The following is a 24,470-nucleotide window of genomic DNA, read 5'->3' on the forward strand; positions in this document are numbered from 1 at the left end:
CTGAAAGGGCTACCCATGAGCGCAACTCACGCCGTCAACCGCCGCATCGTGCTGGCCTCGCGTCCCACCGGCGCGCCTACCGCCGATAATTTCCGCCTCGAAGAAGCGGCCGTCCCCGCGCTGCAGGATGGCCAGCTGCTGCTGCGCGCCGAATGGCTGTCGCTGGACCCGTACATGCGCGGGCGCATGAGCGACGCGCCGTCCTACGCGCCGCCGGTGGAGATCGACGGCGTGATGACCGGCGGCACAGTCTCGCGCGTGGCGGCCTCGCGTCATCCGGATTTCCACGAGGGCGACCTGGTGATGGCCTATACCGGCTGGCAGGAGTACGCCGTCTCCGACGGCACCGGCGCCACCCGGCTGCCCGAAGGCTTCGCCCATCCGTCGCATGCGCTGGGCGTGCTGGGCATGCCGGGCTACACCGCCTATGCCGGCCTGATGGATATCGGCCAGCCGCGCGCCGGCGAAACCCTGGTGGTGGCCGCGGCCACCGGCGCGGTCGGTTCGCTGGTGGGGCAGATCGCGAAGATCAAGGGCTGCCATGTGGTCGGCGTGGCCGGCGGCGCCGAGAAGTGCGAATACGCGGTCAAGGAGCTGGGCTTCGACGCCTGCATCGACCATCGCGCACCGGACTTCGCCGCGCAGCTCAAGGCCGCCTGCCCCAAGGGCATCGACATCTATTTCGAGAACGTCGGCGGCGCCGTGTTCGACGCCGTGGCGCCGCTGCTCAACATCCATGCGCGGGTGCCGGTGTGCGGCCTGATCGCGCACTACAACGGCGGCTCGCTGGCCACCGACAGCACCGCCTTGCTGCGCAGCGTGCTGACCAGGCGCATCCAGATCCAGGGCTTCATCATCTTCGACTACTACGTCAACCGGCCCGACCTGCACGCCGCCTTCCAGCACGACGTCGCCGGCTGGCTCAAGGACGGCAGCCTGCGCTACCGCGAAGACGTGGCGCATGGGCTGGAGAACGCGCCGCAGGCCTTCATCGGCCTGTTGCAGGGCAAGAACTTCGGCAAGCTGGTGGTCAAGCTGTCCTGAGTCGTCAGCAGATTCGTCAGAAGATTCGCAAGCAGATTCCGGACCGAGCGTCCGGCAACCCGGCGCGGCGGCGATCCCGGCGCGCCCTGAGGATCCATTCATGATTCCCTTTTCCGTACTCGACCTGTCCCCGATCAACAAGGGCAGCACCGCCACACAGGCCTTCAACAACACCAAGGAGTTGGCGCAGCTGGCGGAGAAACTGGGTTACAAGCGCTACTGGCTGGCCGAACACCACAACATGACCGGCATCGCCAGCGCCGCTACCTCGCTGGTGATCTCGCACGTCGCCGCCAACACCAGCCGCATTCGCGTGGGCGCCGGCGGCATCATGCTGCCCAATCATTCCCCGCTGGTGATCGCCGAACAGTTCGGCACGCTGGAGTCGCTCTATCCCGGGCGCATCGACCTCGGCCTGGGTCGCGCGCCCGGTTCCGACCAGCGCACCGCGCGGGCGCTGCGTCGCCACATGGGCGGCGACACCGCCGAGAATTTCCCGCAGGACGTGGTCGAGCTGCAGGACTACTTCGCCGAACCGTCTGACTACCAGGGCCTGCGCGCCGTCCCCGGCGCCGGCCTGCATGTGCCGATCTGGCTGCTGGGGTCCAGCATGTTCAGCGCCCAGCTGGCCGCCGAGCTGGGCCTGCCGTTCGCCTTCGCCTCGCACTTCGCGCCGGGCTTCATGAAGTCCGCGGTAGAGATCTACCGCGCCCGCTTCAAGCCGTCGGCCGCGCTGCAAAAGCCCTATGTGATGCTGGGACTGAACGTGTTCGCGGCCGACACCGACCGCGAGGCCGAGCGCCTGTTCAGCTCGCTGCAGCAGCAGTTCATCAACCTGATCCGCGGCACGCCGGGCCAGCTGAATCCGCCGGTGGACGACATCGCGCCCTACTGGCAGCCGGGCGAGCAGGCGCACGTCGAGCGTTCGCTGGCCTGCGCCGTGGTGGGCGACCGCGAGACGGTGCGCGAGGGCTTGCAGAACTTCATCGACGACACGGCGCCGGACGAGCTGATGATCACCGCGCAGATCTACGACCACGCGGCGCGACTGCATTCCTTCGATATCGTGGCCGAAGTGCGGGAAGAGTTGGAGAGCAGGGTGTCGATTTGAGCGCCGTTGACGTATCGACGGCGCCAATGTCGCTAGAGCTCCGCTTGGCGCGAATCCGGTGACCTGGCCATCGGCTGCCACACATTGACAGCCGCAAACAAAAACGGCATTGCCCATGACCGGCAATGCCGTTTTTCATTGGAAGAGAAAGAACTATTCCATCCCCAGCATCCGCGCCAGGTTGTTTTCGCTCTTGCCGCTTACCAGGTGGATGTGCTCTTCCAGCGATACCAGATGCGACTCCATCGCCGCCACCGCGCCCTCGGCGTCGCCGCGTTCGATCAGGTCGACGATGTGGGTGTGCTCCTCGTGCTCGCAGGAGGCGTAGCCGGCCGGCTCATGCAGCGCCACGATCAGCGAGCAGCGCGACACCAGCTCGCCCAGGTAGCGCTGCAGCGTGGCGTTGCGCGACAGCTCCGCCACCCGCATGTGAAAGGATGAGGCCAGCCGCGCCCAGCGGGTCTGGGCATAGCTGTGCATGACTTCGTGCTCCTCCTTGAGCTGGCGGCGCAGCTTGGCAAGGTCGGCGCGGGTCGCGTTCCTGACCGCCAGCCGCATGATGGCGGCCTCCAGCGAACGGCGCGCCTCGAAGATCTCGCGCGTTTCTTCCGGCGTCGGCATGGCCACCACCGCGCCGCGGTTGGGACGCAGTTCGACGATGTGTTCGTGTGCCAGCTTTTGCAGCGCCTTTTGCACCACCGTGCGGCCGACCCCGAAGAGTTCGCACAGCGCCGCTTCGGGCAGCTTGGTGCCGGGCGTCAAGCGCTGGTCCATCACGCTCTCGAAGACCGTGTTGTAGATGCGGGTGATGATGTCCTCGCCCGGTTCGGACTCGGCCTGCAGCACCGGCGCCTCGCCCAGCGCGTCGTGGCGCACGCGCGGGCGGCCGGCGCGACTCTGGCGGGCGGGCGCGGCAGCCGGCCCGGCGTGCTTGCCGGTACGCTTGGCTGCGCTCTTTTCGGCGGCCGCGCCGCTCTTGCCGGCGCGTTTGGCGGTATTGCGTGTGGAGGTGTCGCTCATCGTCTTTGCATCATTCGTGGTTGGCGCCGCCTTCCCTGGCGCGGGAGGCGGCGGCCGCTCAGTGCTGCTCCTGCAAGGCCCGGCGGATGCCGGTCGCCAGCCTGATCAGCGCCAGGTCGCTGCCGGCCGGGCCCAGCAATGATACGCCGATCGGCAGGCCGGCGGGCGTGGCGAAGGGGATGCTGACCTGCGGCAGGCCCGACAGGCCGGCGATGCAGGTGATGCGGAAGCAGCGCGCGCGGATGTCGTCGATCTCCTGCGGCGAGGCGTCGCGCAACGGCGCCACGCTGGCCGCCGACGGGATCACCGCCACGCCGTCGGCACCGAGGAAGGAGCGTACCTGGTGGCGCACCAGGTCCTGCTTCTCGCGCGCGGCCCGGGCGGCCTCGGCGCCGGTGTCGCGCGCCATGTCCCAGCGTCCTTGCACGGCCGGGCCGAACGAGGGCGCATGCGTTTCTATCCAGTCGCGGTGCGTTTGCCAGGCTTCATGGGCCGAGGCGCTGATGTAGGCGCGACGCCAGTTCTCCAGCTCGCCCCCGCCGGTGGTGAGGCGGCAGTGCTCCGCAGGCATCAGGCCGCGCAGCGCCTCGTAGACGCGGTGCACCACCGGGTGGAACACCTCGTCGGCCTGTTCCAGCACGTCGAAGGGCAACAGCGCGCGCCTGAAGGCCACGCCGCCGGTCTGCGGCAGCAGCGCCTGGCCCACGCGCTCGAAGGTGGCGGCATCGTGCGCCAGCCAGGTGGCGGTGTCGAATCCCGGCGAAAGCGGCGCCATGGCCGCGCAGGACAGCAGGCCGTGCGTGGTGCGCAGGCCCCAGATGCCGCAGTAGCTGGCCGGCACGCGGGTCGAGCCGCCGGTGTCGGTGCCCAGCGCGAAGTCGCACAGGCGCGCCGCCACCGCCGCGGCCGAGCCGCTGGAAGATCCGCCGGGCACGCGCCCCGGCGCTGCGGCGTTTTCGGGCGTGCCGTAGTGGTGGTTGTCGCCGTGGATGCTGTAGGCGATCTCGTCGGTCAGGGTCTTGCCGACCAGGTCGGCGCCGGCGTCCAGCAGCGCCTGCACCACGGCATTGGTGCGGGCCGGGACACCATGCGTGCGCAGCCAGTCGGGGTTGCCGGCGCCGGTGGGCCGCCCGGCGATGTCGAACAGGTCCTTGACGCCGAAGCGCAGCCCCGACAGCGGACCGTCGGGTGTGCCGTCCACGCGGTAGCGGCCATGGGGGACGAAGGCGCCGACCTGGTCGTCGATGTCGAAGGCGCCGAAGTTGAGGGAAGTGCCGGACTGCTTCAATGTGTTCTCCAATGCTTGTTCCATGCGCTCAGAAGGCCTGGCGCAGTTCTTCCAGCGCATCCACGTGTTCGCAGATCGCGCCCGGCGTGGTGAACCAGATCTCGCCGCGGTCGCGTGCCGCGGCCAGGTGTTCGAGCGCCGCGCGCAGGTGGCGCAGGCGATAGGGCTGGCCCACCAGGTAGGGGTGCAGGGCGATGCCCATCACCAGCGGTTGCGCGGCCGACTGCGCCAGCATCTCGTCGAAGTTGTCGACGATCATCTGCGCGAAGTCGCGGCTGTCCATCTGGCGCGCCACGATCATGGGGATGTCGTTGAGCTCCTGCGGATAGGGGATGGACCACAGGCTGCCGCCGTCGCGCGTGTTCATGCGTACCGGCTGGTCGTCGTGCGCCCAGTTCAGGTTGTAGCGGTAGCCGGCCTCCTTCAACAGGTCGGGCGTGAGCAGGCTCTCGGAGATCCAGGGCGAGAGCCAGCCGGTGGGCGCGCTCCCGCTTTCGGCGGCGATGCGTTCGCGGCAGTGGCGCAGCAGGGCCAGTTCTTCCGCCTCGGCCAGCGTGCCTTGCTGGCGCGCATTGGTGTGGCCGTGGCCGATGATCTCGTCGCCGCGCACGGCGAAGGCCGCCACCAGGTCCGGGCAGTGGTCGTACAGCGCGGTGTTGATCAATACCCCGGCCGGCAGGCCCAGTTGTTCGAACAGCTCAAGGCAACGCCAGGCGCCGACGCGGTTGCCGTACTCGCGCCAGGCGTAGTTGAGCACATCGGGCTCCGGGCAGACCGGGCCGAGCTTGGCGCCCAGCCCCTCGCCGAAGGCGAAATGCTCGATGTTGAAGCCCAGATAGACCGCCAGCCGCGCGCCATTGGGCCAGCGGTATTGCGGCCGCGCGTTGATCGCCGAGTAGCCGAAGCGGCCGTGGCTGCGCAGCGCGCCGTAGGGCGGCGCGATATGGTCGATATCGTGGCCCAGCGCGTCTTCGGCGCCCGGCGGCAGGATGGTGGCGTGCATGTTCATGGTCGCCCCTTCACAGTTCGGCCAGGCCGGCGCGCGCCAGCAGGCGCTCGGCGCTGTCGTTCCACACGTCCATCTGCACGATCAGGCCGTGCCGGATCACGTAGCGGTCGACATAGCGGTTGCCCTCGAAGGCCTGGCCGTCCGGCCACACGCCGTACAGCGTGCCGCGGTTGTAGACCACCGCTTCCTCGGCACTGGCGCCGGCCACCACTTCCGTACCCTCGAACTGCTTCTTGACCCAGCCGTAGCGGCCGGCGTTGAAAGCGGCGCACTGCGCCGGGTCGATCATTTCGCGCCCGCCGGTGAAGCGGATCTTCAGCTCCGGCGAGACGAAACGGCGCGCCGCCACCGGATCGGGAATCATCAGCACGCGCAGGTATTCGTCGACCAGGGCGGCGGGATCGTAGGGCAGGGATTTCTCCTGCGTCGTGTTTGATGATGGTGCGGCGTGCATCATTTTCTCCATGTCTTGCACAAGCTTTGTGCGTTATTGGCTGCAAAGTGATTCGATTATCAGCGGCAATAAATGAAGATATTTGCTACGTATATTAGATATATATTGTCGGCAAAAATTATCTTCACCAGCGGCGCTTGGCATAGCCCTTGCATAAGTCATGCCGGGAGCAATACCACTCATCAAGCCAACCTGGAGGGAAGTCAAATGATCCGTTTCACCCGCCGTACCCTGATCGCCGCGGCAGCCGCCACCGTCGCCGCCGCACTGTCGCCGCTGGCGCTTGCCGCCGACACCATCAAGATCGGCCTGGTCACCGCGCTGTCGGGCCAGTCCGCGCAGGCCGGCGAGGCGCTGACCCGCGGCATGACCATCGCCATCGACGAGATCAACGCCAAGGGCGGCCTGCTGGGCGGCCGCAAGCTGGAGCTGGTGCGCCGCGACGACGAGGCCAATCCGGCCAAGGGCGTGGTGGCCGCGCGCGAGCTGATCTTCAAGGAAAAGGTGGCGGTGCTGTTCGGCGGCCTGGATACCCCGGTGTCGATGGCCATCGTGCCCATCGCCAACCAGGAGAAGGTGCCCTTCGTCGGCCCGTGGGCGGCCGGCACCGGCGTGACCAAGAACGGCGCCAACCCGAACTACGCGTTCCGCGTCTCGGCGGTGGATGAGCTGGTCGACAAGGCCATGCTGAACTATGCGCAAAAGACCTTCAAGAGCAGCAAGGCCGGCCTGATCCTGGTCAACAATCCCTGGGGCGAATCCAACGAGAAGGGCATCGTCGCCGCACTGGCCGAGAAGGGCCTGAAGCCGGCCGGCGTGGAGAAGTTCGAAGCCAGCGACGTCGACATCGTGCCGCAGCTGTCGCGCCTGAAGGCCGCCGGCGCCGACACGCTGTACCTGGTCGGCAACGTCGGCCCCTCGGCGCAGGTGGTGAAGTCGCTGGACCGCATGGGCTGGAAGGTGCCGGTGGTGTCGCACTGGGGCCCGGCGGGCGGGCGCTTCACCGAGCTGGCAGGACCGAACGCCAGGAACGTGCACTTCATCCAGACCTTCAGCTTCTTCGGCAAGCTCTCGCCGGTGGGCGAGAAGGTGGTCGGCGAACTCAAGGCCAAGTATCCGGCCATCAAGGGCCCGGACGACATCACCCCGGCCGTGGGCGTGGCCAACGCCTATGACGGCATGCAGCTGGCCGCGCTGGCCATTGCCAGGGCCGGTTCCACCAACGGCGACGCGATCCGCGAAGGCTTCTACAAGATCGACCGCTACGAAGGCCTGATCAAGACCTACGTCAAGCCCTTCAGCCCGACCGTGCACGACGCGCTGCAGGCCGACGACTACGTCTGGGCGCAGTTCATCGACAACCGCATCCTGCCGGTGGGCCTGAGCCAGTAACGCCCGCAGGGCAAGCCGGGCGCGCAGGACCTGCCGCGCGCCCGGCGTATCGATCACAGGAATAAACGCAACACCAACGGGAAAGACCTGCGGCATTTGCCGGCAGGGCTGGGAGAACAAGATGCTGCTGTTGTCGGCACTTATCAGCGGATTCGGACTGGGCAGCATGTACGGTCTGATGGCGCTCGGTTTCTACATGACGTATGCCGTGTCGGGCACCGTCAATTTCGCGCAGGGCAGCTCCATGATGCTGGGCGCCGTGCTGTGCTTCACCTTCGCCCAGACGCTGGGCTGGCCGATGTGGCTGGCCGTGGTGCTGGCGCTGGCGCTGTGCGCGCTGTACGGCCTGCTGGTCGAAGTGCTGGCGGTGCGCCCCTTCGCCAGGCAGGGCTCGAACGCCTGGCTGATGTCCACCGTGGCGCTGGGCATCGTGCTGGACAACCTGGTCATGCACACCTTCGGCAAGGAGCCGCGCAGCCTGCCTTCGCCGCTGGCGCTGTCGTCCATCGAGGTGGGCGGCGTCGGCCTGGGCGTGTATCCGCTGCATCTGCTGATCCCGGCCATCGGCCTGGCGCTGGCGGCGCTGCTGCACACCGTTTCGCGCCGCACGCGCTGGGGCACGGCGTTGCTGGCGGTGGTGCAGAACCGCGACGCCGCGCGCCTGATGGGCATTCCCATCACCCGCGCCATCGCCGCCGCCTTCGCGCTCTCGACGCTCTTGGCCGGGGTGGCCGGCGTGCTGATCGCGCCGCTGTTCAACGTCAACGCCGACATGGGCACGCTGTTTGGCCTCAAGGCTTTCGCCGTGGCCATCCTGGGCGGCATCACCAGCGCCTGGGGCGTGATGATCGCCGGCCTGCTGTTCGGCATCGCCGAGGCACTGATCACGGCCACGCTTGGCTCCGGCTACACCCAGATCATCACCTTCGCGCTGGTGATCGCGGTGCTGGCAATCCGTCCCAATGGCCTGTTCGGCCGCGCACAGGTGAAAAAGGTATGAACAATCTTCCGCATTCGGTCACCGAGGCGCTGCGCCGCGCGGCGCAGGCGTCCTCGTCCGCTCCCGCCGTCGCCGATCCGCGCAGCAAGGTGCGCCTGGGCCTGGGCACGCCGGCCGCGCTGGCCTGGAGCGCGCTGGGCTTCATCGCCGCCGCCACGCTGGCGCTGTCGGTGAACAGCTACTACGTGTTCGTGCTGGCCGGCATCGCGCTGGTGGCCATCGTCGGCATCGGCCTGAACGTGCTGATCGGCCTGACCGGCCAGGTCTCGTTCGGCCACATCGGCTTTTACGCCATCGGCGCCTATACGGTGGCCATCCTCACCACCAAGGCCGGCTTGTCGTTCTGGCTGGCCTGGCCACTGGCGGCGCTGGCCGCCGGCGCGCTGGGCGTGCTGCTGGCCTTGCCGGCGCTGCGTGTGAAGGGGCCGTATCTGGCGATGATCACCATCGCCTTCAGCTTCATCATCCAGCACGCCATCATCGAGATGCGCGATCTGACCGGCGGCCAGAACGGCATCATGGGGCTGACGGCGCCGTCCTTCCTCGGGCTGCAGGCCGAGCGCGCCATCGCCGTGCTGGGCCTGGTGACGGCGGCGGTCATGCTGGCCTGTTACTGCTGGCTCTCGCGCGGCAGCTGGGGCGCGGCGATGCGCGCGGTGCGCGACAGCGAGACCGCCTCCGAATCCATCGGCCTGAACCCGCTGGTGATCAAGACCGCCGCCTTCGCCATCTCGGCCGCGCTGGCCGGGCTTGCCGGCGGGCTGTTCGCGCCGCTGTCGACCTTCGTCACGCCCGACACCTTCAGCTTCATGCAATCGATCCTGTTCGTGCTGGTGGTGGTGGTGGGCGGTTCCGGTTCCATCATGGGGCCGGTGATCGGCGCGGTCATCGTGGGCGCCTTGCCCGAGCTGCTCTCCAGCATGGAGGATTACCGCCTGCTGTTCTTCGGCGCCTTGCTGTTGCTGGTGCTGTGGATCGCGCCGGACGGCGTGACCGGCCTGCTGCGCAAGCTGGTTGCCGCCTTGCGCAAGCCCTCCGCCCCGGCGTTGCCGGCGGCGGGCGCGGCTGAAGACGTCTCGTTGCCGGTGCGCACCCGGCGCACGCTGTCGGCCGAGGGCCTGACCATGGTGTTCGGCGGCGTGCGCGCGGTCGGCGGGCTGGGCTTCGACGTGCCGGCCTCGGCCGTCACCAGCCTGATCGGCCCCAACGGCGCCGGCAAGACCACGGCGCTGAACATGCTTTCCGGTTTCTACCGGCCGACGTCGGGCGGCTTCAGGCTGGGCGACACCGCGCTGGCCGGCCTGCCGGCGTTTCGCATCGCCCGCCACGGCGTGGCGCGCACCTACCAGACTTCGCAGCTGTTCGGCAGCCTGAGCGTGCTCGACAACGTGGCGCTGGCCTGCGGCCGCGGCCGCCTGGGCGGCCTGCTGTCGGCGCGCGGCTTCGGCGACGCCGCGGTGCGCGAGCGCGGCATCAGCCTGCTGGCCTATTGCGGCTATCACGGCGCGGTCGATATCGTCGCCGCCGACCTGGCCCACGTCGACCGCCGCCTGGTCGAGATCGCGCGCGCCCTGGCCGCCGACCCCGATGTGCTGCTGCTGGACGAGCCGGCCGCCGGCCTGTCCCGCGAAGACAAGAGCATGCTGGCGCGCCTGCTGCAGAAGATCGCCGCCGCCGGCATCAGCGTGGTGGTGGTCGAGCACGACATGGAGCTGGTGATGCAGATCTCCAGCCGCATCGTGGTGCTGGACGCCGGGCAGCGCCTGGCCATCGGCACCCCGCAGCAAGTGCAGAACGATCCGGCGGTGCGCCAGGCCTATCTGGGCGAGAACGCGCAGCAAGCCGCGGCGGCGTCGCGCGCGCCGGTGCAGGGTGCGACCGAGCTGCTGGGCGTGGGCGAACTGGTGACGGGCTACGGCGCCGAGCCGGTCCTGCACGGCATCAACCTGCAGGTGAAGGCGGGCGAGATGGTTGCCCTGCTGGGCGCCAACGGCGCCGGCAAGTCGACGCTGATGCGGGCGCTGGCCGGCCTGCATCGCCCGGTCCAGGGCGGCATCCATGCCGGCGGCGTGAACCTGATGCACCTGCGCGCCGAAGAAATAGTGCGTCACGGCGTGGTGCTGGTGCCGGAGGGGCGCCAGGTGTTCCCCGAGCTTTCCGTGCTGGACAACATTCGCCTGGGCGCTTTTCTTTATCCACAGGACGTCGACGCGCGCGTGGAGGAAATGCTGGGTCGCTTCCCGCGCCTGCGCGAGCGCCTGCATCAGCGCGCCGGCCTGCTCTCCGGCGGCGAGCAGCAGATGCTGGCGATCGCGCGCGGCCTGATGTCGCGTCCGCGCGTGCTGCTGCTGGACGAGCCTTCGCTGGGTCTGGCGCCCAAGGTGATCGCCGAGCTGTTCGCGGCGCTGGACCGCCTGCGCAGCGAGAACATGACCATCGTGCTGGTGGACCAGATGGCGGCGCTGGCCTTGTCGCTGGCCGACCGCGCCTATGTGATCGAAGGCGGTCGCGTGGTGGCGCAGGGAACGGCGGCCGAGATCGCCGCCAATGACGCATTGGCCAAGGCTTACCTTGGCGGACATTGAGGAGTGATCCGATGGAAGCGAGCTTGCCGTTCGAGGTGAATATTCCGGAAGTGCTGGCCGAGGTGACGGCCGCCTTCCAGCGTTATGAAGTGGCGCTGACGACCAACCAGGTCGAGGTGCTGGACGAACTTTTCCTGGATGGGCCGCATACCGTGCGTTACGGGGCGACCGAGAACCTGGTGGGGGTCGACGAGATACGGGCGTTCCGGCTCGGGCGCTCGCCGAAGAACCTGATGCGGGTGCTGGGGCGGACGGTGATCACTTCCTACGGGCGTGATTTTGCCGTGGCCAATACCGAGTTCACCCGCGAGGGGGAGCGGCGGATTGGGCGGCAGAGTCATAGTTGGGTGCGGTTTGGGCAGGGGTGGAGGATTGTGGCTGCGCATGTTTCCTGGATGGGGTGAGTGTTGCGGTTTTTGTTGGTGCTGTCAGTTGCGTGCTTTCAGCGCTTGCCCATTCAGCGTGCCCTTCTCCCCACCGCCGTCATCCCGGCGCAGGCCGGGATCCAGTGTCGTTCGTTGCGTCTCGGAGAATTTCGTTCGGACTGAGTAGCCGCTTATGCGGCGTATCGAAGTCGGCGTGTATGCGGTTGTTTTTGTTTGGGTAGTCTGGTCTTGCTGCATGCCGATGTACTGGCTCTGGTTCTATCTTTCTCCGGTCGAAAGGGAGCGCCGGGGGCGGCCCGGCAGCCGCTCACTTTTCTTGCTCCGCCAAGAAAAGTAAGCAAAAGAAGGCGGCCCCTAAGGACCAGCCCCTCCTGCGGAGGGGTACCCGGCGGAGTGCGGGGAAAAATGGGAAAGGAGGCAAGTCGCTACGCTCCGGCCTCCTTTCTGATCCATTTTTCCCCGCCCTCCGCCGGCTGGCCCCCAAGGGGAAAGCGTAGTCGCCTCGCCTTCGGCATCGGGATGGGTAGGGTGGGGCACGATCATTGAAGTTGCGGATAAGTGATGGCTATGAACGTCCAAGAACCCAGTATTTGCCTGAACAACGACGCAAGAGATCGCGCCCCGATGACCCGAAGCCGAAGGCGAGCAGCAAGCAGAGCGATGCCGCAGGCGAGCCGGTAACGATTTCCCCTTGGGATCCAGCCGCCGGAGTGCGCTGAAAAATGGATCAGCAAGACAGTCGAGCGAAGCGACTCTGTCTTGCCCATTTTTTAGCGCGCTCCGGCGGGAACCCCGAAGGGACTGGATCTTAGGGGCCGCCTTCTTTTGCTTACTTTTCTTGGCGGAGCAAGAAAAGTGAGCGGCTGCCGGGCCGCCCCCGGCGCTCCGTTTCGACCGGAGAAAGATAGAACCAGAGCCAGTACATCGGCATGCAGCAAGACCAGACTACCCAACACTGACTTCGATACGCACCATAAGCGGCTACTCAGTCCGAACGGAGTTCAGGGAAGCGCAACAAACGGCAACGACACTGGATCCCGGCCTGCGCCGGGATGACGGCGATGGGGAAATCGGCAAGCTGAATTGGCAAGCGCTGAAAACGGAAAACGGAAAACGGAAAACGAACAGCAGACAGCAGACAGCAGCAAGCAAAGAACAGCAAGCAAACCAGCAAACCAAAACCCAACCTCAATGCCAATCCTGCACACCCCCTGAAACCCATCCCATCCACAGGTATCATCCCCCCCATCCCATCAAGAAAAACCCAGGAGCCCACCGAATGTTGTACAGCAAGACCTGCATAGGCGGCATGGTCACCGCCCCCCACCACCTCGCCGCGCAAGCCGGCGCCAACGTCCTGCGCGAAGGCGGCAACGCCGTTGAAGCGATGGTCGCCGCCGCCGCCGCGATCGCCGTCGTCTATCCGCACATGAACGGCATCGGCGGCGACGGCTTCTGGGTCATCAGCGAACCCGGGCGCGAACCGGTGGCGATCCAGGCGTGCGGGCAATCGGCCGCGCTGGCGACCAAGGAGTTCTACGCGTCGCACGGCGACCAGAGCATTCCCACGCGCGGCCCGCGCGCGGCGCTGACCGTTGCCGGCGCCATTGGCGGCTGGGCGGCGGCGCTGGATTACGCCGAGCGCTTCGGCCGTCCGTTGCCGTTGAAGACGCTGCTGGCCGACGCGATCCGCCACGCGCAGAGCGGCGTGCCGGTCACGCGCTCGCAGCACGAACTCACGCGCGACAAATGGAACGAGCTGAAGGACCAGCCCGGGTTTGCCGCCACCTATGCCCAGGACGGCATCCCCGCGCAGGGCGCGGTGCTGAAGCAGCCGGCGCTGGCCTCGACGCTGGCGCGCCTGGCCGATGCCGGCCTGGACGACTTCTACCGCGGCGACCTGGCCGCGACCATCGCCGCCGGGCTGGAGGCCGCCGGCAGCCCGCTGCGCGCCGCCGACCTCGCCGCCTATCGCGCGCAGGTGCTGCAGCCGCTGATGGTGCAGCTGAAGTCCGGCCGGGTCTACAACCTGCCGCCGCCCACGCAGGGCGTCTCCGCGTTGCAGATCATCGGACTGTTCGACCGCCTCGGCGTGCAGCAGGCCGACGGCTTCGAGCACATCCATGGCCTGGTGGAGGCGACCAAGCGCGCCTTCATCCTGCGCAACAGGCATGTCACCGACCCCGCCCACATGAGCGTGAACGCCGCCGACTGGCTGCTGGCCGAGGCGCTGGACCAGGAGGCGACGCATATCCATCCGCAGACCGCCGCGCCGTGGCCGCATCCGGCCAAGCCGGGCGATACCATCTGGATGGGCGCGGCCGATGCGCAAGGGCGCGTGGTCAGCTATATCCAGAGCATCTTCTGGGAGTTCGGCAGCGGCGTGGTGGCGCCCGATACCGGCGTCGTGTGGCAGAACCGTGGCGCCAGCTTCACGCTGGACGAGGGCGCCAACCAGCTGCAGCCGGGCAAGCTGCCGTTCCATACGCTCAATCCGTCGCTGGCGCGCTTGAACGACGGCCGCACGCTGGCCTACGGCACCATGGGCGGAGAAGGACAGCCGCAGACGCAGGCGGCGGTGTTTACCCGTCACGTGCTGTTTGGCCAGAACCTGCAGGCCGCGGTCAGTGCGCCGCGCTGGCTGCTGGGGCGCACCTGGGGCGACGTCTCCACCAACCTCAAGATCGAGGGACGGGTGCCGGCCGCGACCGTGGAGGCGCTGCGCCGCGCCGGACATGAAGTGCAGGTGGTGGAGGACTACACCGACATGATGGGCCACGCCGGCGCGGTGTGCGTGCATCCGGACGGCGTCATCGAAGGCGCCACCGATCCCCGCGCGGACGGGATCTGCGCCGCCATCTGAGCGGCACAGACAGCGGCAGCGGCGGCGCAAGCCCGCCGCCAGTCGACATGCGGTCCATCGACGGACGGCAGGCGATCCCCGGAGCGCCTGTCGTCCGTTGTCTTTTTGCACTTCCCCGCGCGGGCGAAAAAACCTCCCGCACTGCGGAATTTCAGCGCCTTGCCGCCCGGCATGGTGCTTGCCGTCTGGGTCTTCGCAATGAGGCCCGCCGCCGGTCGGAAAATTGAAATTGATAAATTTCCATGGGGAAATCATTTCTCCGAGTTTTTTCGCAAAGCCGGTGAAAAAACGTGAGCGATCTGGCAAGATGCCGTGTATACAAGCGCGGCCCGCAGGGGGAGCCGTGATGCATTCAGTCGTATCGCCGCATTTTTGCTCCAATTGAATAAGAAAAAAGCCCCAACCCCACTAAATCTGTCGTCGTTGATCACGATGGGGGTGGTTGTTACCGTATTGATCACGACCGTTTCGGTGCTGATCCTGGTGGATCAGTTCACCCGCGGTTACGCTCGTTCCGAGGCCGAGACCCGGCTCAAGCAACTGGCCTGGCAAATGCAGGACGCGCTCGAGCGCAGCATGACCGAGCGCCAGATCGACATGCGCATCCTGGTGGCGCGTCCTTCCATCCGCGAAGGCAAGGACCAGGACCGCATGCGCGCCGTCCTCAACGAACTGCAGGCCAACGTCCCCAACTACGCCTGGATCGGCCTGGCCAAGCCCGACGGCACCGTCATGGTGGCCACCAATGGCCTGCTGGAAGGCCAGAGCGTAGGCGAGCGCCCCTGGTTCAAGGAAGGCCAGAAGAACACCTATTCCGCCGACTACCACCCCGCGCTGCTGCTGGAAAAGAAACTGCCGCCGCAGCCCGAGCCCTGGCGCTTCGTCGACATCTCCATGCCGGTGCAGGACATGCAGGGCCGCTACATGGGCGTGATGGGCATGCACCTGTCGTGGACCTGGGCGCGCGAGATCGCGGCCAAGCTGCTCAATCCGGCGGGCGACCGCTACGACGTCGAAGTGATGATCGTGCGCGCCGACGGCACCGTGCTGCTGGGCCCCAAGGAACTTGAAGAAAAGAAGATCGACACCGACAGCTTCCGCGCCTCGCAGAAGGCCGCGACCGGCGGCGCCGTGCTGGAGCGCTGGCCCGACGGCCGCCACTACATCACCGGCTTCTCGCGCACCGGGCAGAGCGAAAACATGATGCTCAAATGGAGCGTGATCGTGCGCCAGCCCGAGCGCGTGGCGCTGGAAGCCTTCCGCGACCTGGAGCAGCGCGTGATCGTGGTCGGCGCGCTGATCGCGGTGGTGCTGGTGGCGCTGGCCTATGTGCTCACGCGCCGCCTGGTGGCGCCGGTGAACAACCTCTCCGCCGCGCTGGAGCAGCGCGCGCTGGGTATGCAGGACGTGCCCATCCCGCTGGTCAACAGCTATCGCGAGGTGCAGCTGCTGTCCTCGACCCTGGTCAGCATGGTCGAGCGCGAGGAAAGCTACCTGCGCGAAGTGCGCTCCCTGAACGAAAGCCTGGAGCAGCGCGTGGCCGAGCGCACCAGCCGCCTGCACGAGACCGCCATCGCCCTGCAGCAGTCGCTGGACGTGCAGCACGCCAACCAGATCCAGCTGGAAGAAAGCGCGGCCGAGTTGCGCGCCATCCTGGAAAACGCCCAGGACGCCTTCATCGCCGCCGACGAGGACGGCCTGATCGTCGAATGGAACCGCCAGGCCGAGCTGCTGCTGGGCTGGCAGCGCACCCAGGCGCTGGGCCGCCAGATGGCCGAACTGATCATTCCGCCCGACATGCGCGACGCCCATTACCGCGGCATGCAGGAATTCCTCGAGCACGGCACCAGCGTCGTGATCAACAACCGCATCGAGCTGCAGGCCCTGCACGCGGACGGCCACGAGCTGCCGGTGGAAATCACCGTCGGCCACGTCAAGCGCCACAACGGCCACCTGTTCATCGCCTTCCTGCACGACATCACCGAGCGCCTGGCCTTCCGCGACCAGATGCGCGAGCTGGCGCTGACCGACATGCTGACCAGCCTGCCCAACCGCCGCGCCTTCTCCGATCGCCTGCCCGAAGGCATGATGCGGGCGCGTCGCGCGCATGAGCTGATGGCGCTGTTCTTCATGGACATCGACGGCTTCAAGGGCGTCAACGACCGCTACGGCCATGAGGCCGGCGACGAGCTGCTGATCCAGTTCGCGCAGCGCCTGCAAAGCTCGGTGCGCGACGTCGACACCGTGGCGCGCCTGGCCGGCGACGAGTTCGTGGTGATCCTCGAAAAGCTCCAGACCCAGCAGGACGCGCTCAACGTCGCCGACAAGATCCTGCACGCCATGCGCGTGCCTTTCGAGCTGACGCACTCGCGCATCAACGTCTCCAGCAGCATCGGCGTGGCCATCTACCTGCCCGACGAAGACGGCGAAACCGGCCCCGAGGAACTGCTGGCCATGGCCGACAAGGCCATGTACGCCGCCAAGCGCCTGGGCAAGAACCGCGTCGAAGTGGGCAAGGTCACCGACGCCTGAGCCGGGCTTTGCGCCCGTCGTATTCCTTTTCTGCTTCCCGTTCTCAAACCTGGCGTCGTCCCTGCGCAGGCGCCGGTCTGGCGACGCCTGTCGCGCCTGACGACGTCCGCCGTGCCTCGGCGAAGCCCGGACAACGCTTTTGTTTACGCGTTGTTTACACCCCATCCCCATAGTTTTACCCGGATTTAACGCCCATCCCCCTATCGTTCGACTGTCTCCGATTCCGTACGCCGGAACCGGATCGAACAACGTCAACAATGGAGTGGGAAATGTGGCAAACGGATTTTCTCTACCTGGGCATGCTGCTCTTGTGCGGCATCTCGATGTGGGCCTTCATCGCCCTGTGCAGCCGCCTGGAGCGGCAGGAGGGCGAGAAGAAATGAACGCCATGACCCTGCTCGGCCTGGCCGTTTCGGTCGGCCTGCTGGCTTACCTGGTCTATGCCCTCATCAAGCCGGAGGACTTCTGACATGGACGCCAACAACTATCTCCAGCTGGCCATCTACCTGGCCGTGCTGCTCACGCTCTCGGTTCCGCTGGGCTGGTACATCGCCCGCGTGATGGAGGGCAAATCCAGGGTGAACCGCCTCTTCGGCGGCGTCGAGCGCGTGTTCTACCGCCTGTGCGGCATCAGCCGCGAAGCCGAGATGGACTGGAAGCAGTACGCCATCGCGGCGGTGCTGTTCAACTTCCTCGGCCTGGTCTTCGTCTACGCCCTGCAGCGCCTGCAGCAATGGCTGCCGCTGAACCCGCAGGGGCTGGCCAACGTCGGCACGGATTCTTCCTTCAACACCGCCATCAGTTTCGTCGCCAACACCAACTGGCAAGGCTATGTGGGCGAATCCACCATGAGCTACCTGACGCAGATGGCCGCGCTGGCGGTGCAGAACTTCGTCTCGGCCGCCACCGGCATCGCTATCGCCTTCGCGCTGATCCGCGGTTTCGCCCGCCACAGCAGCAAGAGCATCGGCAACTTCTGGGTCGACATGACGCGCTCCTCGCTCTATGTGCTGCTGCCGATGTCGGTGATCCTGGCGCTGGCGCTTGTACAGCAGGGCAGCATCCAGAACTTCAGGCCCTATCAGGAAGTGAAGACGCTGGAAGTCACCAACTATACCGTGCCCAAGCTGGATGCGGCCGGCCAGCCGCTGAAGGACGCCAAGGGCGAGCCGGTGACGGAGGCGAAAAGCACCGACCGGCAGACCCTGCCCATGGGGCCGGTGGCCTCGCAGGAAGCCATCAAGATGCTGGGCACCAACGGCGGCGGCTTCTTCAACGCCAACTCGGCGCACCCGTACGAGAACCCGACGCCGCTGTCGAACTTCCTGCAGATGCTGGCGATCCTGATCATCCCCGCCGCGCTGTGCACCAGCTTCGGCGCGCTGGTCGGCGACCGTCGCCAGGGCTGGGCCATCCTGGCGTCGATGACCATCCTGTTCATCGCCATGACGCTGACCATCATGTTCTTCGAGTCGCAGCCCAACCCGATGCTGGCTTCGCTGCACGCCTCCGGCCCCGGCATGATGGAAGGCAAGGAGACCCGCTTCGGCATCACCGCCTCGGCGCTGTTCGCGTCCATCACCACGGCGGCCTCCTGCGGCGCGGTCAACGCCATGCACGATTCGTTGTCGCCGCTGGGCGGCCTGGTCCCGATGCTGCAGATGCAGCTCGGCGAGGTGATCTACGGCGGCGTCGGCGCGGGCCTGTACGGCATGCTCATCTTTGCGGTGCTGGCGGTGTTCATCGCCGGCCTGATGATCGGCCGTACGCCCGAATACCTGGGCAAGAAGATCGGCGTGTTCGACATGAAGATGATGTCCATCGCCATCCTGATGACGCCGGCGCTGGTGCTGATCTTCACCGCCGTCTCGGTGATGGTGGAGAACGGCCTGGCCGGCATCGCCAACCCCGGCGCGCACGGTTTCTCCGAGATCCTGTACGCCTTCAGCTCGGCCGCCAACAACAACGGCAGCGCCTTCGCCGGTCTCTCGGCCAACACGCCGTACTACAACGTCACCACCGGCTGGGCCATGTGGCTGGGCCGCTTCGGGATCATCGTCCCGGTGCTGGCGATGGCGGGCTCGCTGGCCGGCAAGAAGCGCCTGGCCGCGACCTCGGGCACCTTGCCCACGCACGGGCCGCTGTTCGTGGCGCTGCTGATCGGCGCCGTGATCCTGGTCGGCGCGCTGACCTATGTTCCCGCGCTGGCGCTGGGACCGGTGGTCGAGCACCTGCAGATGATGGCGATGTAACGAGCAACCGGAAATGGATACCAACATGACTACCCCTTCTAGCAATACCCCGTCGGGTCCGGCGCTGGCCGCCGACGCGATCCCCTCGGCACCCAGCACCGCGCGCTGGATGTTCGATCCCAAGATCGTCAAGCCGGCGCTGGCCGATTCTTTCCGCAAGCTGTCGCCGCGCGTGCAATGGCGCAACCCGGTGATGTTCGTGGTCTACCTCGGCAGCATCCTGACCACGCTGTTGTTCATCCAGGCGCTGGTCTCCAGGGGCGAGGCGCCGGCCGGCTTCATCTTCGCCATCGCGGCCTGGCTGTGGTTCACGGTGCTGTTCGCCAACTTCGCCGAGGCGCTGGCCGAAGGCCGTAGCAAGGCCCAGGCCGCGGCGCTGCGCGGCGTCAAGAAGAGCGTGCTGGCCAAGAAACTGCGCCGCGCCGACCAGGCGCGCATCGTCGGCGCGCAGCTCAAGGCCGACCAATGCGAAGTGGTGGAGGGCGGCGCCTTACGCAAAGGCGACCTTGTGCTGGTCGAGGCCGGCGACACCGTGCCGGCCGACGGCGACGTCATCGAAGGCGTGGCCACCGTCGACGAAAGCGCCATCACCGGCGAATCGGCCCCGGTGATCCGCGAGTCCGGCGGCGACTTCTCGGCCGTGACCGGCGGCACCCGGGTGCTCTCCGACTGGATCATCGTGCGCGTCTCGGTCAACCCGGGCGAGGCCTTCCTCGACCGCATGATCGCCATGGTCGAAGGCGCGCGCCGCCAGAAGACGCCCAATGAACTGGCGCTGACGCTGCTGCTGGTGGCGCTGACCATCGTGTTCCTGCTGGTGACGGTGACGCTGCTGCCGTTCTCGCTGTTCTCGGTCAATGCCGCCGGCAGCGGCTCGCCGGTGTCGGTGACGGCGCTGATCGCCTTGCTGGTGTGCCTGATCCCGACCACCATCGGCGGCCTGCTGTCGGCCATCGGCGTGGCCGGCATGAGCCGCATGATGCAGGCCAACGTGATCGCCACCTCCGGTCGCGCGGTGGAAGCCGCCGGCGACGTCGACGTGCTGCTGCTGGACAAGACCGGCACCATCACCCTGGGCAACCGCCAGGCCGCCGCCTTCATGCCGGCGCCGGGCGTGGCCGAGCGCGAGCTGGCCGATGTCGCGCAACTGGCCTCGCTGGCCGACGAGACGCCGGAAGGCCGCAGCATCGTGGTGCTGGCCAAGAACCGCTTCAACCTGCGCGAGCGCGAGATGGCCGGCCTGGGCGCGCAGTTCATCCCGTTCTCGGCGCAGACCCGCGTCTCCGGCATCGACCTCGGCACCCGTCGCATCCGCAAGGGCGCGGCCGACGCCATTCGCAAGCTGGTGCGTTCGGCCGACCAGCGCCTGCCCAGCCAGGTCGAGGGCGACATCGAAGCCATCGCCCGCCGCGGCGGCACGCCGCTGGTGGTGGTGGAGTGGAACAACGAGGCCGCCGTCATCAACCATGGCGCGCCGATCCGCATCCTCGGCACGGTGGAGCTGAAGGACATCGTCAAGGGCGGCATCAAGGAGCGCTTCGGCGAACTGCGCCGCATGGGCATCAAGACCGTGATGATCACCGGCGACAATCGCCTGACCGCCGCCGCCATCGCCGCCGAGGCGGGTGTGGACGACTTCCTGGCCGAGGCCACGCCGGAGCAGAAGCTGGCGCTGATCCGCCAGCACCAGGCCGAGGGCAAGCTGGTGGCGATGACCGGCGACGGCACCAACGACGCCCCGGCGCTGGCCCAGGCCGATGTGGCGGTGGCCATGAACAGCGGCACCCAGGCCGCCAAGGAGGCCGGCAACATGGTCGACCTCGACAGCAACCCGACCAAGCTGATCGAGATCGTCGAGATCGGCAAGCAGATGCTGATGACGCGCGGCAGCCTGACCACCTTCTCGATCGCCAACGACGTGGCCAAGTATTTCGCGATCATCCCGGCGATGTTCGTGGCCACCTATCCGCAGCTGGGCGCCTTGAACGTGATGCATCTGGCCAGCCCCGATTCGGCCATCATGTCGGCCGTGATCTTCAACGCGCTGGTGATCGTGGCGCTGATCCCGCTGGCGCTGCGCGGCGTGCGCTACCGCGCGCTGGGCGCGGCCGTGCTGCTGCGCCGCAACCTGCTGATCTACGGCGTGGGCGGGCTGCTGGTGCCGTTTGCCGGCATCAAGCTGATCGACATGCTGCTGGCCGCTTTCGGGCTGGTCTGAACGTATTCATCCAAGCAATTGAGGACATCATCATGAAACAAACCAATACCAGGAGCCAGCTGCGTCCCGCGCTGACCTTGTTCATCCTGCTGGGCGTGGTGCTGGGCGGGATTTATCCCGCCATCGTGACCGGACTGGCGCAGGCGTTCTTCCCGCACCAGGCCAACGGCAGCGTGATCGAACGCAAGGGCGTGGCGGTCGGCTCCGAGCTGATCGGCCAGAACTTCACCGGCGCCGGCTATTTCTGGGGTCGGCCGTCGGCCTCGGGCGTCTTTCCCAACAACGGCGAGGCATCGGGCGGCAGTAACCTGGGGCCAACCAACCCGGCCTTGAAGCAGGCGGCCGAGGAGCGCGCGAAGGCCTTGCAGGAGGCCGGCGGGCAGGGGCCGGTGCCGATGGATCTGCTGAGCGCGTCGGGCAGCGGGCTGGATCCGCATATCAGCCCTGCCGCGGCCGAATACCAGGTGCGGCGGGTGGCGCAGGCGCGGGGGCTGGATGTTGAGCGGGTGCGGGCTTTGGTTCGGGCCAATAGCGAGGCGCCGCAGTGGGGGTTGTTTGGTGAGGCTCGGGTGAATGTGTTGGGGCTTAATTTGGCGTTGGATGAGGTTGGGGGGAAGTGATTTTTTGGGATTGATGGGGAGAGGGGTGTTGTCTGGTATTGATGATGTTGTTGCTGACGTTGCCGATGGTGATCTCTGAAACGACTCGAGTTGAGGTCGACATTCTTGGTGACCACCATGTCGGTAGCTGTTTCTCAGCGTTTGCCAATTCAGCTTGCCGATTTCCTCATCGCCGTCATCCCGGCGCAGGCCGGGATGACGGCGGTGGAGGAAAGGAAAACGACTTCAAAGACACCCCCTGCCAACCACCATCACCACACCAAGACAACAGACGCCAACCAACCCAACCACAGCCCCCACCACTGCACTACAATGCACCCAAAACCCCTCCCAAGATGAGCACCCGCCCCAACCCCGACGACCTGCTCGAACGAGTGATGCGCGACGAAGAGCGCCAGGCGCGCGGACGCCTGAAGATTTTCTTCGGCTTCTCCGCCGGCGTGGGCAAGACTTTCGCCATGCTCGAGGCCGCCCAGGCGTTGGCGCGCCAAGGGACCGACGTGGTCGCCGGCGTGGTCGAGACCCACGGTCGCGTCGAGACCGAGGCGCAGCTGCATGGCATGCAGCGCCTTCCCATGCGCATGGTCGCCTACCGCGAGCGCCAGCTGCCCGAGTTCGACCTCGACGCCGCGCTTGAACGCAAGCCGCAGGTGATGCTGGTCGACGAGCTGGCCCATTCCAATGTTCCCGGCTCGCGCCACGCCAAACGCTGGCAGGATATCGACGAGCTGCTGCGCGCCGGCATCGACGTCTACACCACCCTCAACGTCCAGCACATCGAGAGCCTGAACGACGTGGTTGGCCAGATCACCGGCATCCGCGTGTTCGAGACCGTGCCCGATCACGTGTTCGACCAGGCCGACGACGTCATGCTGGTCGATATCCCACCCGACGAGTTACTGGCGCGCCTGAAGCAGGGCAAGGTCTACCTGCCGCAGCAGGCCGAGAAGGCCGGGCGCAATTTCTTCCGCAAGGGCAACCTGATCGCCTTGCGCGAGATCGCGCTGCGCCGCACCGCCGACCGCGTCGACGCCGACATGCGCGAATACCGCGCCGACCGCTCCATCGCCCAGCTGTGGCAGGCGCGCGAGCGCATCGTCGCGGCCATCGGCAGCGGTTCCGGCGAGGAGCGCGTGATCCGTGAAGCCGCGCGGCTGGCCGCCAAGCTGCAGGCCGAGTGGCTGGCGGTGCACGTCGACCTGCCGGGGCGGCGCCAGGACATGGCGGCGCGCGAGCGGGTGGTGGGCTACCTGAAGCTGGCGCAGTCGCTCGGCGCCGAGACGGCCAGCATCAGCGGCGAGGATCTGTCGGCCACGCTGCTGCAGTTCGCCAAGGGCCGCAACGCCGGCAAGCTGGTCATCGGCCAGGAGGGCGGCGGCCTGCGGCGCCTGTTGCGCCGGCCGGGCGGCGCGCTTACGCAGCGTATTGCGGCTTCCGGCGAGAACATCGATATCTACACCGTCGCCCGCGGGCGCGTCGGCCCCGGCGCCGGCGATGAGGACGAGCGCCGCGACAGCGCCGCCGACGCCGCCGAGTCCCTGCTCACGCGCCGCCGTCGCGCGCGTGGCACGCTGTGGGCGGTGGCCAGCTGCGCCGTCACCACGGCGCTGGCGTTCGTGCTCAACGACTTCCTGCACCCGGCCAACGTCATCATGCTGTACCTGGTGGGCGTGATGCTGGTGGCGATGCGCTATGGACGCTCGGCCTCGGCGCTGGTATCGGTGCTGTCGGTGCTGTGCTTCGACTTCTTCTTCGTCGCGCCGCGCTTCTCGATCTCGGTGTCGGACGCGCAATACCTGCTCACGCTGGTGGTGATGCTGGCGGTGTCGCTGTTCATCAGCTCGCTCACCGCACGCCTGCGCCGCCAGGCGCGCGTGGCCATGCAGCGCGAGGCGCGCGCCGGCAACCTCTACATGCTGGGCAAGGAGCTGTCGGCGCTGCTGACGCTGGACCAGATCCTGGAGATCGGCCGCCGCCACCTGGCAGCGGTGTTCGGCGCGCGCATCGCCTTCTTCCTGCCCGACAGCGCCGACCGGTTGCGCCTGGCCGAGCCGGAGCCGGACGCCGGATCCGCCCATGTGCTCAGGAGCGTCGATGCCGGCGTAGCGCAATGGGTCTATGACAACGGCCAGCCCGCCGGGCGCGGCACCGCCACGCTGCCGTCGGCGACGGCGCTGTACCTGCCGCTGACGGCCACCATGCGCACCCGCGGCGTGCTGGCCTTCGCGGTCGAGGCGCCCAGCGACGAAGAGCGCCAGCTCGCCGCCGCGCAGCTGGCCCTGCCGGAAAACCGCCAGATGCTGGAGATCTTCTGTTCCCAGATCGCCATGGCCATCGAGCGGCTGCACTACGCCGAGGTGGCGCAGGATGCGCTGGTGACGATGGAGTCCGAGCGCCTGCGCAATTCGCTGCTCTCGGCCATCTCGCACGACCTGCGCACGCCGCTGACCTCGCTGGTGGGCAGCGCCGACGTGCTGGCGGCCAACGCCGCGCTGGACGCCGATGCGCGCGCGATGGCGCGCACCATCAGCGAGCAGTCGCAGAAGATGGTGGGCCTGATGAACAACCTGCTCGACATGGCCCGCCTGCAGGCCGGCGCGGTGACCTTGAACCGCCAGTGGAACGCGCTGGAGGAAGTGGCCGGCTCGGCCCTGCGCCTGCTGGCCAAGGCGCTCGAAGGGCGCGGCGTCGACACC

Annotated in this window: 16 protein-coding genes and 1 pseudogene; 13 read left to right on the forward strand and 4 right to left on the reverse strand. The window is 67.3% G+C overall.

Annotation, left to right across the window (positions count from 1 at the left end):
• Positions 1-15: 15 nt before the first annotated feature.
• The gene (locus CEJ42_RS18490) at positions 16-1,044 is read left to right on the forward strand and encodes an NADP-dependent oxidoreductase (RefSeq protein WP_079218349.1); all 1,029 of its coding nucleotides are present in this window, start codon (positions 16-18) and stop codon (positions 1,042-1,044) included.
• Between the two features lie 100 nt (positions 1,045-1,144).
• Positions 1,145-2,155: an LLM class flavin-dependent oxidoreductase gene (locus tag CEJ42_RS18495; RefSeq protein ID WP_079218350.1), complete on the forward strand. Its 1,011-nt coding sequence runs from the start codon at positions 1,145-1,147 to the stop codon at positions 2,153-2,155.
• A 153-nt stretch (positions 2,156-2,308) separates the two neighbouring features.
• Here the strand turns inward: CEJ42_RS18495 and CEJ42_RS18500 are convergent, their stop codons facing one another.
• From CEJ42_RS18500 to CEJ42_RS18515, 4 genes are read right to left on the reverse strand one after another with little or no spacing between them, the layout of a single operon-like run.
• Positions 2,309-3,175 carry a GntR family transcriptional regulator gene (locus CEJ42_RS18500; RefSeq protein WP_088752080.1) on the reverse strand — a complete coding sequence of 289 codons (867 nt, stop codon included), beginning with the start codon at positions 3,173-3,175 and terminating at the stop codon, positions 2,309-2,311.
• Positions 3,176-3,233: 58 nt separating this feature from the next.
• The gene (locus CEJ42_RS18505) at positions 3,234-4,487 is read right to left on the reverse strand and encodes an amidase (protein ID WP_088752081.1); all 1,254 of its coding nucleotides are present in this window, start codon (positions 4,485-4,487) and stop codon (positions 3,234-3,236) included.
• Between the two features lie 4 nt (positions 4,488-4,491).
• Complete coding sequence (locus CEJ42_RS18510) at positions 4,492-5,466, reverse strand: polysaccharide deacetylase family protein (RefSeq protein WP_129587784.1); 975 nt, start codon at positions 5,464-5,466, stop codon at positions 4,492-4,494.
• A gap of 16 nt (positions 5,467-5,482) precedes the next feature.
• A complete protein-coding gene (locus CEJ42_RS18515) occupies positions 5,483-5,926 on the reverse strand; it encodes a hypothetical protein (protein ID WP_088752183.1) in 444 nt (147 codons plus the stop codon).
• A 207-nt stretch (positions 5,927-6,133) separates the two neighbouring features.
• Here CEJ42_RS18515 and CEJ42_RS18520 point away from each other — a divergent pair, with 207 nt between their 5' ends.
• The 11 genes and pseudogenes from CEJ42_RS18520 to CEJ42_RS18570 all read left to right on the forward strand — a co-directional run.
• Entirely contained in the window at positions 6,134-7,318 is a 1,185-nt protein-coding gene (locus tag CEJ42_RS18520; protein WP_088752082.1) for an ABC transporter substrate-binding protein, read from the forward strand.
• Positions 7,319-7,439: 121 nt separating this feature from the next.
• On the forward strand, positions 7,440-8,318 hold the full coding sequence (locus CEJ42_RS18525) for a branched-chain amino acid ABC transporter permease (protein WP_079218354.1): 879 nt from the start codon (positions 7,440-7,442) through the stop codon (positions 8,316-8,318).
• Positions 8,315-10,903: a branched-chain amino acid ABC transporter ATP-binding protein/permease gene (locus tag CEJ42_RS18530; protein WP_088752083.1), complete on the forward strand. Its 2,589-nt coding sequence runs from the start codon at positions 8,315-8,317 to the stop codon at positions 10,901-10,903. Before CEJ42_RS18525 ends, CEJ42_RS18530 begins: the two co-directional genes overlap by 4 nt.
• 11 nt (positions 10,904-10,914) lie before the next feature.
• Positions 10,915-11,307 carry an oxalurate catabolism protein HpxZ gene (gene hpxZ / locus CEJ42_RS18535; RefSeq protein ID WP_088752084.1) on the forward strand — a complete coding sequence of 131 codons (393 nt, stop codon included), beginning with the start codon at positions 10,915-10,917 and terminating at the stop codon, positions 11,305-11,307.
• A gap of 1,261 nt (positions 11,308-12,568) precedes the next feature.
• Positions 12,569-14,152 carry a gamma-glutamyltransferase family protein gene (locus tag CEJ42_RS18540; protein WP_088752085.1) on the forward strand — a complete coding sequence of 528 codons (1,584 nt, stop codon included), beginning with the start codon at positions 12,569-12,571 and terminating at the stop codon, positions 14,150-14,152.
• Between the two features lie 432 nt (positions 14,153-14,584).
• Complete coding sequence (locus tag CEJ42_RS18545) at positions 14,585-16,684, forward strand: diguanylate cyclase domain-containing protein (protein WP_175354990.1); 2,100 nt, start codon at positions 14,585-14,587, stop codon at positions 16,682-16,684.
• 379 nt (positions 16,685-17,063) lie between these two features.
• Positions 17,064-17,153: a K(+)-transporting ATPase subunit F gene (gene kdpF / locus CEJ42_RS18550; RefSeq protein WP_079218359.1), complete on the forward strand. Its 90-nt coding sequence runs from the start codon at positions 17,064-17,066 to the stop codon at positions 17,151-17,153.
• Between the two features lies 1 nt (position 17,154).
• Positions 17,155-18,936: a potassium-transporting ATPase subunit KdpA gene (kdpA, locus tag CEJ42_RS18555; RefSeq protein WP_088752086.1), complete on the forward strand. Its 1,782-nt coding sequence runs from the start codon at positions 17,155-17,157 to the stop codon at positions 18,934-18,936.
• A 25-nt stretch (positions 18,937-18,961) separates the two neighbouring features.
• Entirely contained in the window at positions 18,962-21,154 is a 2,193-nt protein-coding gene (gene kdpB / locus CEJ42_RS18560; RefSeq protein ID WP_088752184.1) for a potassium-transporting ATPase subunit KdpB, read from the forward strand.
• A gap of 32 nt (positions 21,155-21,186) precedes the next feature.
• Positions 21,187-21,774 carry a potassium-transporting ATPase subunit KdpC gene (kdpC, locus tag CEJ42_RS18565; RefSeq protein WP_088752087.1) on the forward strand — a complete coding sequence of 196 codons (588 nt, stop codon included), beginning with the start codon at positions 21,187-21,189 and terminating at the stop codon, positions 21,772-21,774.
• 377 nt (positions 21,775-22,151) lie between these two features.
• Positions 22,152-24,359, forward strand: a pseudogene (locus CEJ42_RS18570) (DUF4118 domain-containing protein); the annotation flags it as partial.
• Between the last annotated feature and the right edge of the window lie 111 nt (positions 24,360-24,470).

Origin of the sequence: Herbaspirillum robiniae (genome assembly GCF_002213415.1) — a bacterium.
Lineage (GTDB): Bacteria > Pseudomonadota > Gammaproteobacteria > Burkholderiales > Burkholderiaceae_D > Herbaspirillum > Herbaspirillum robiniae.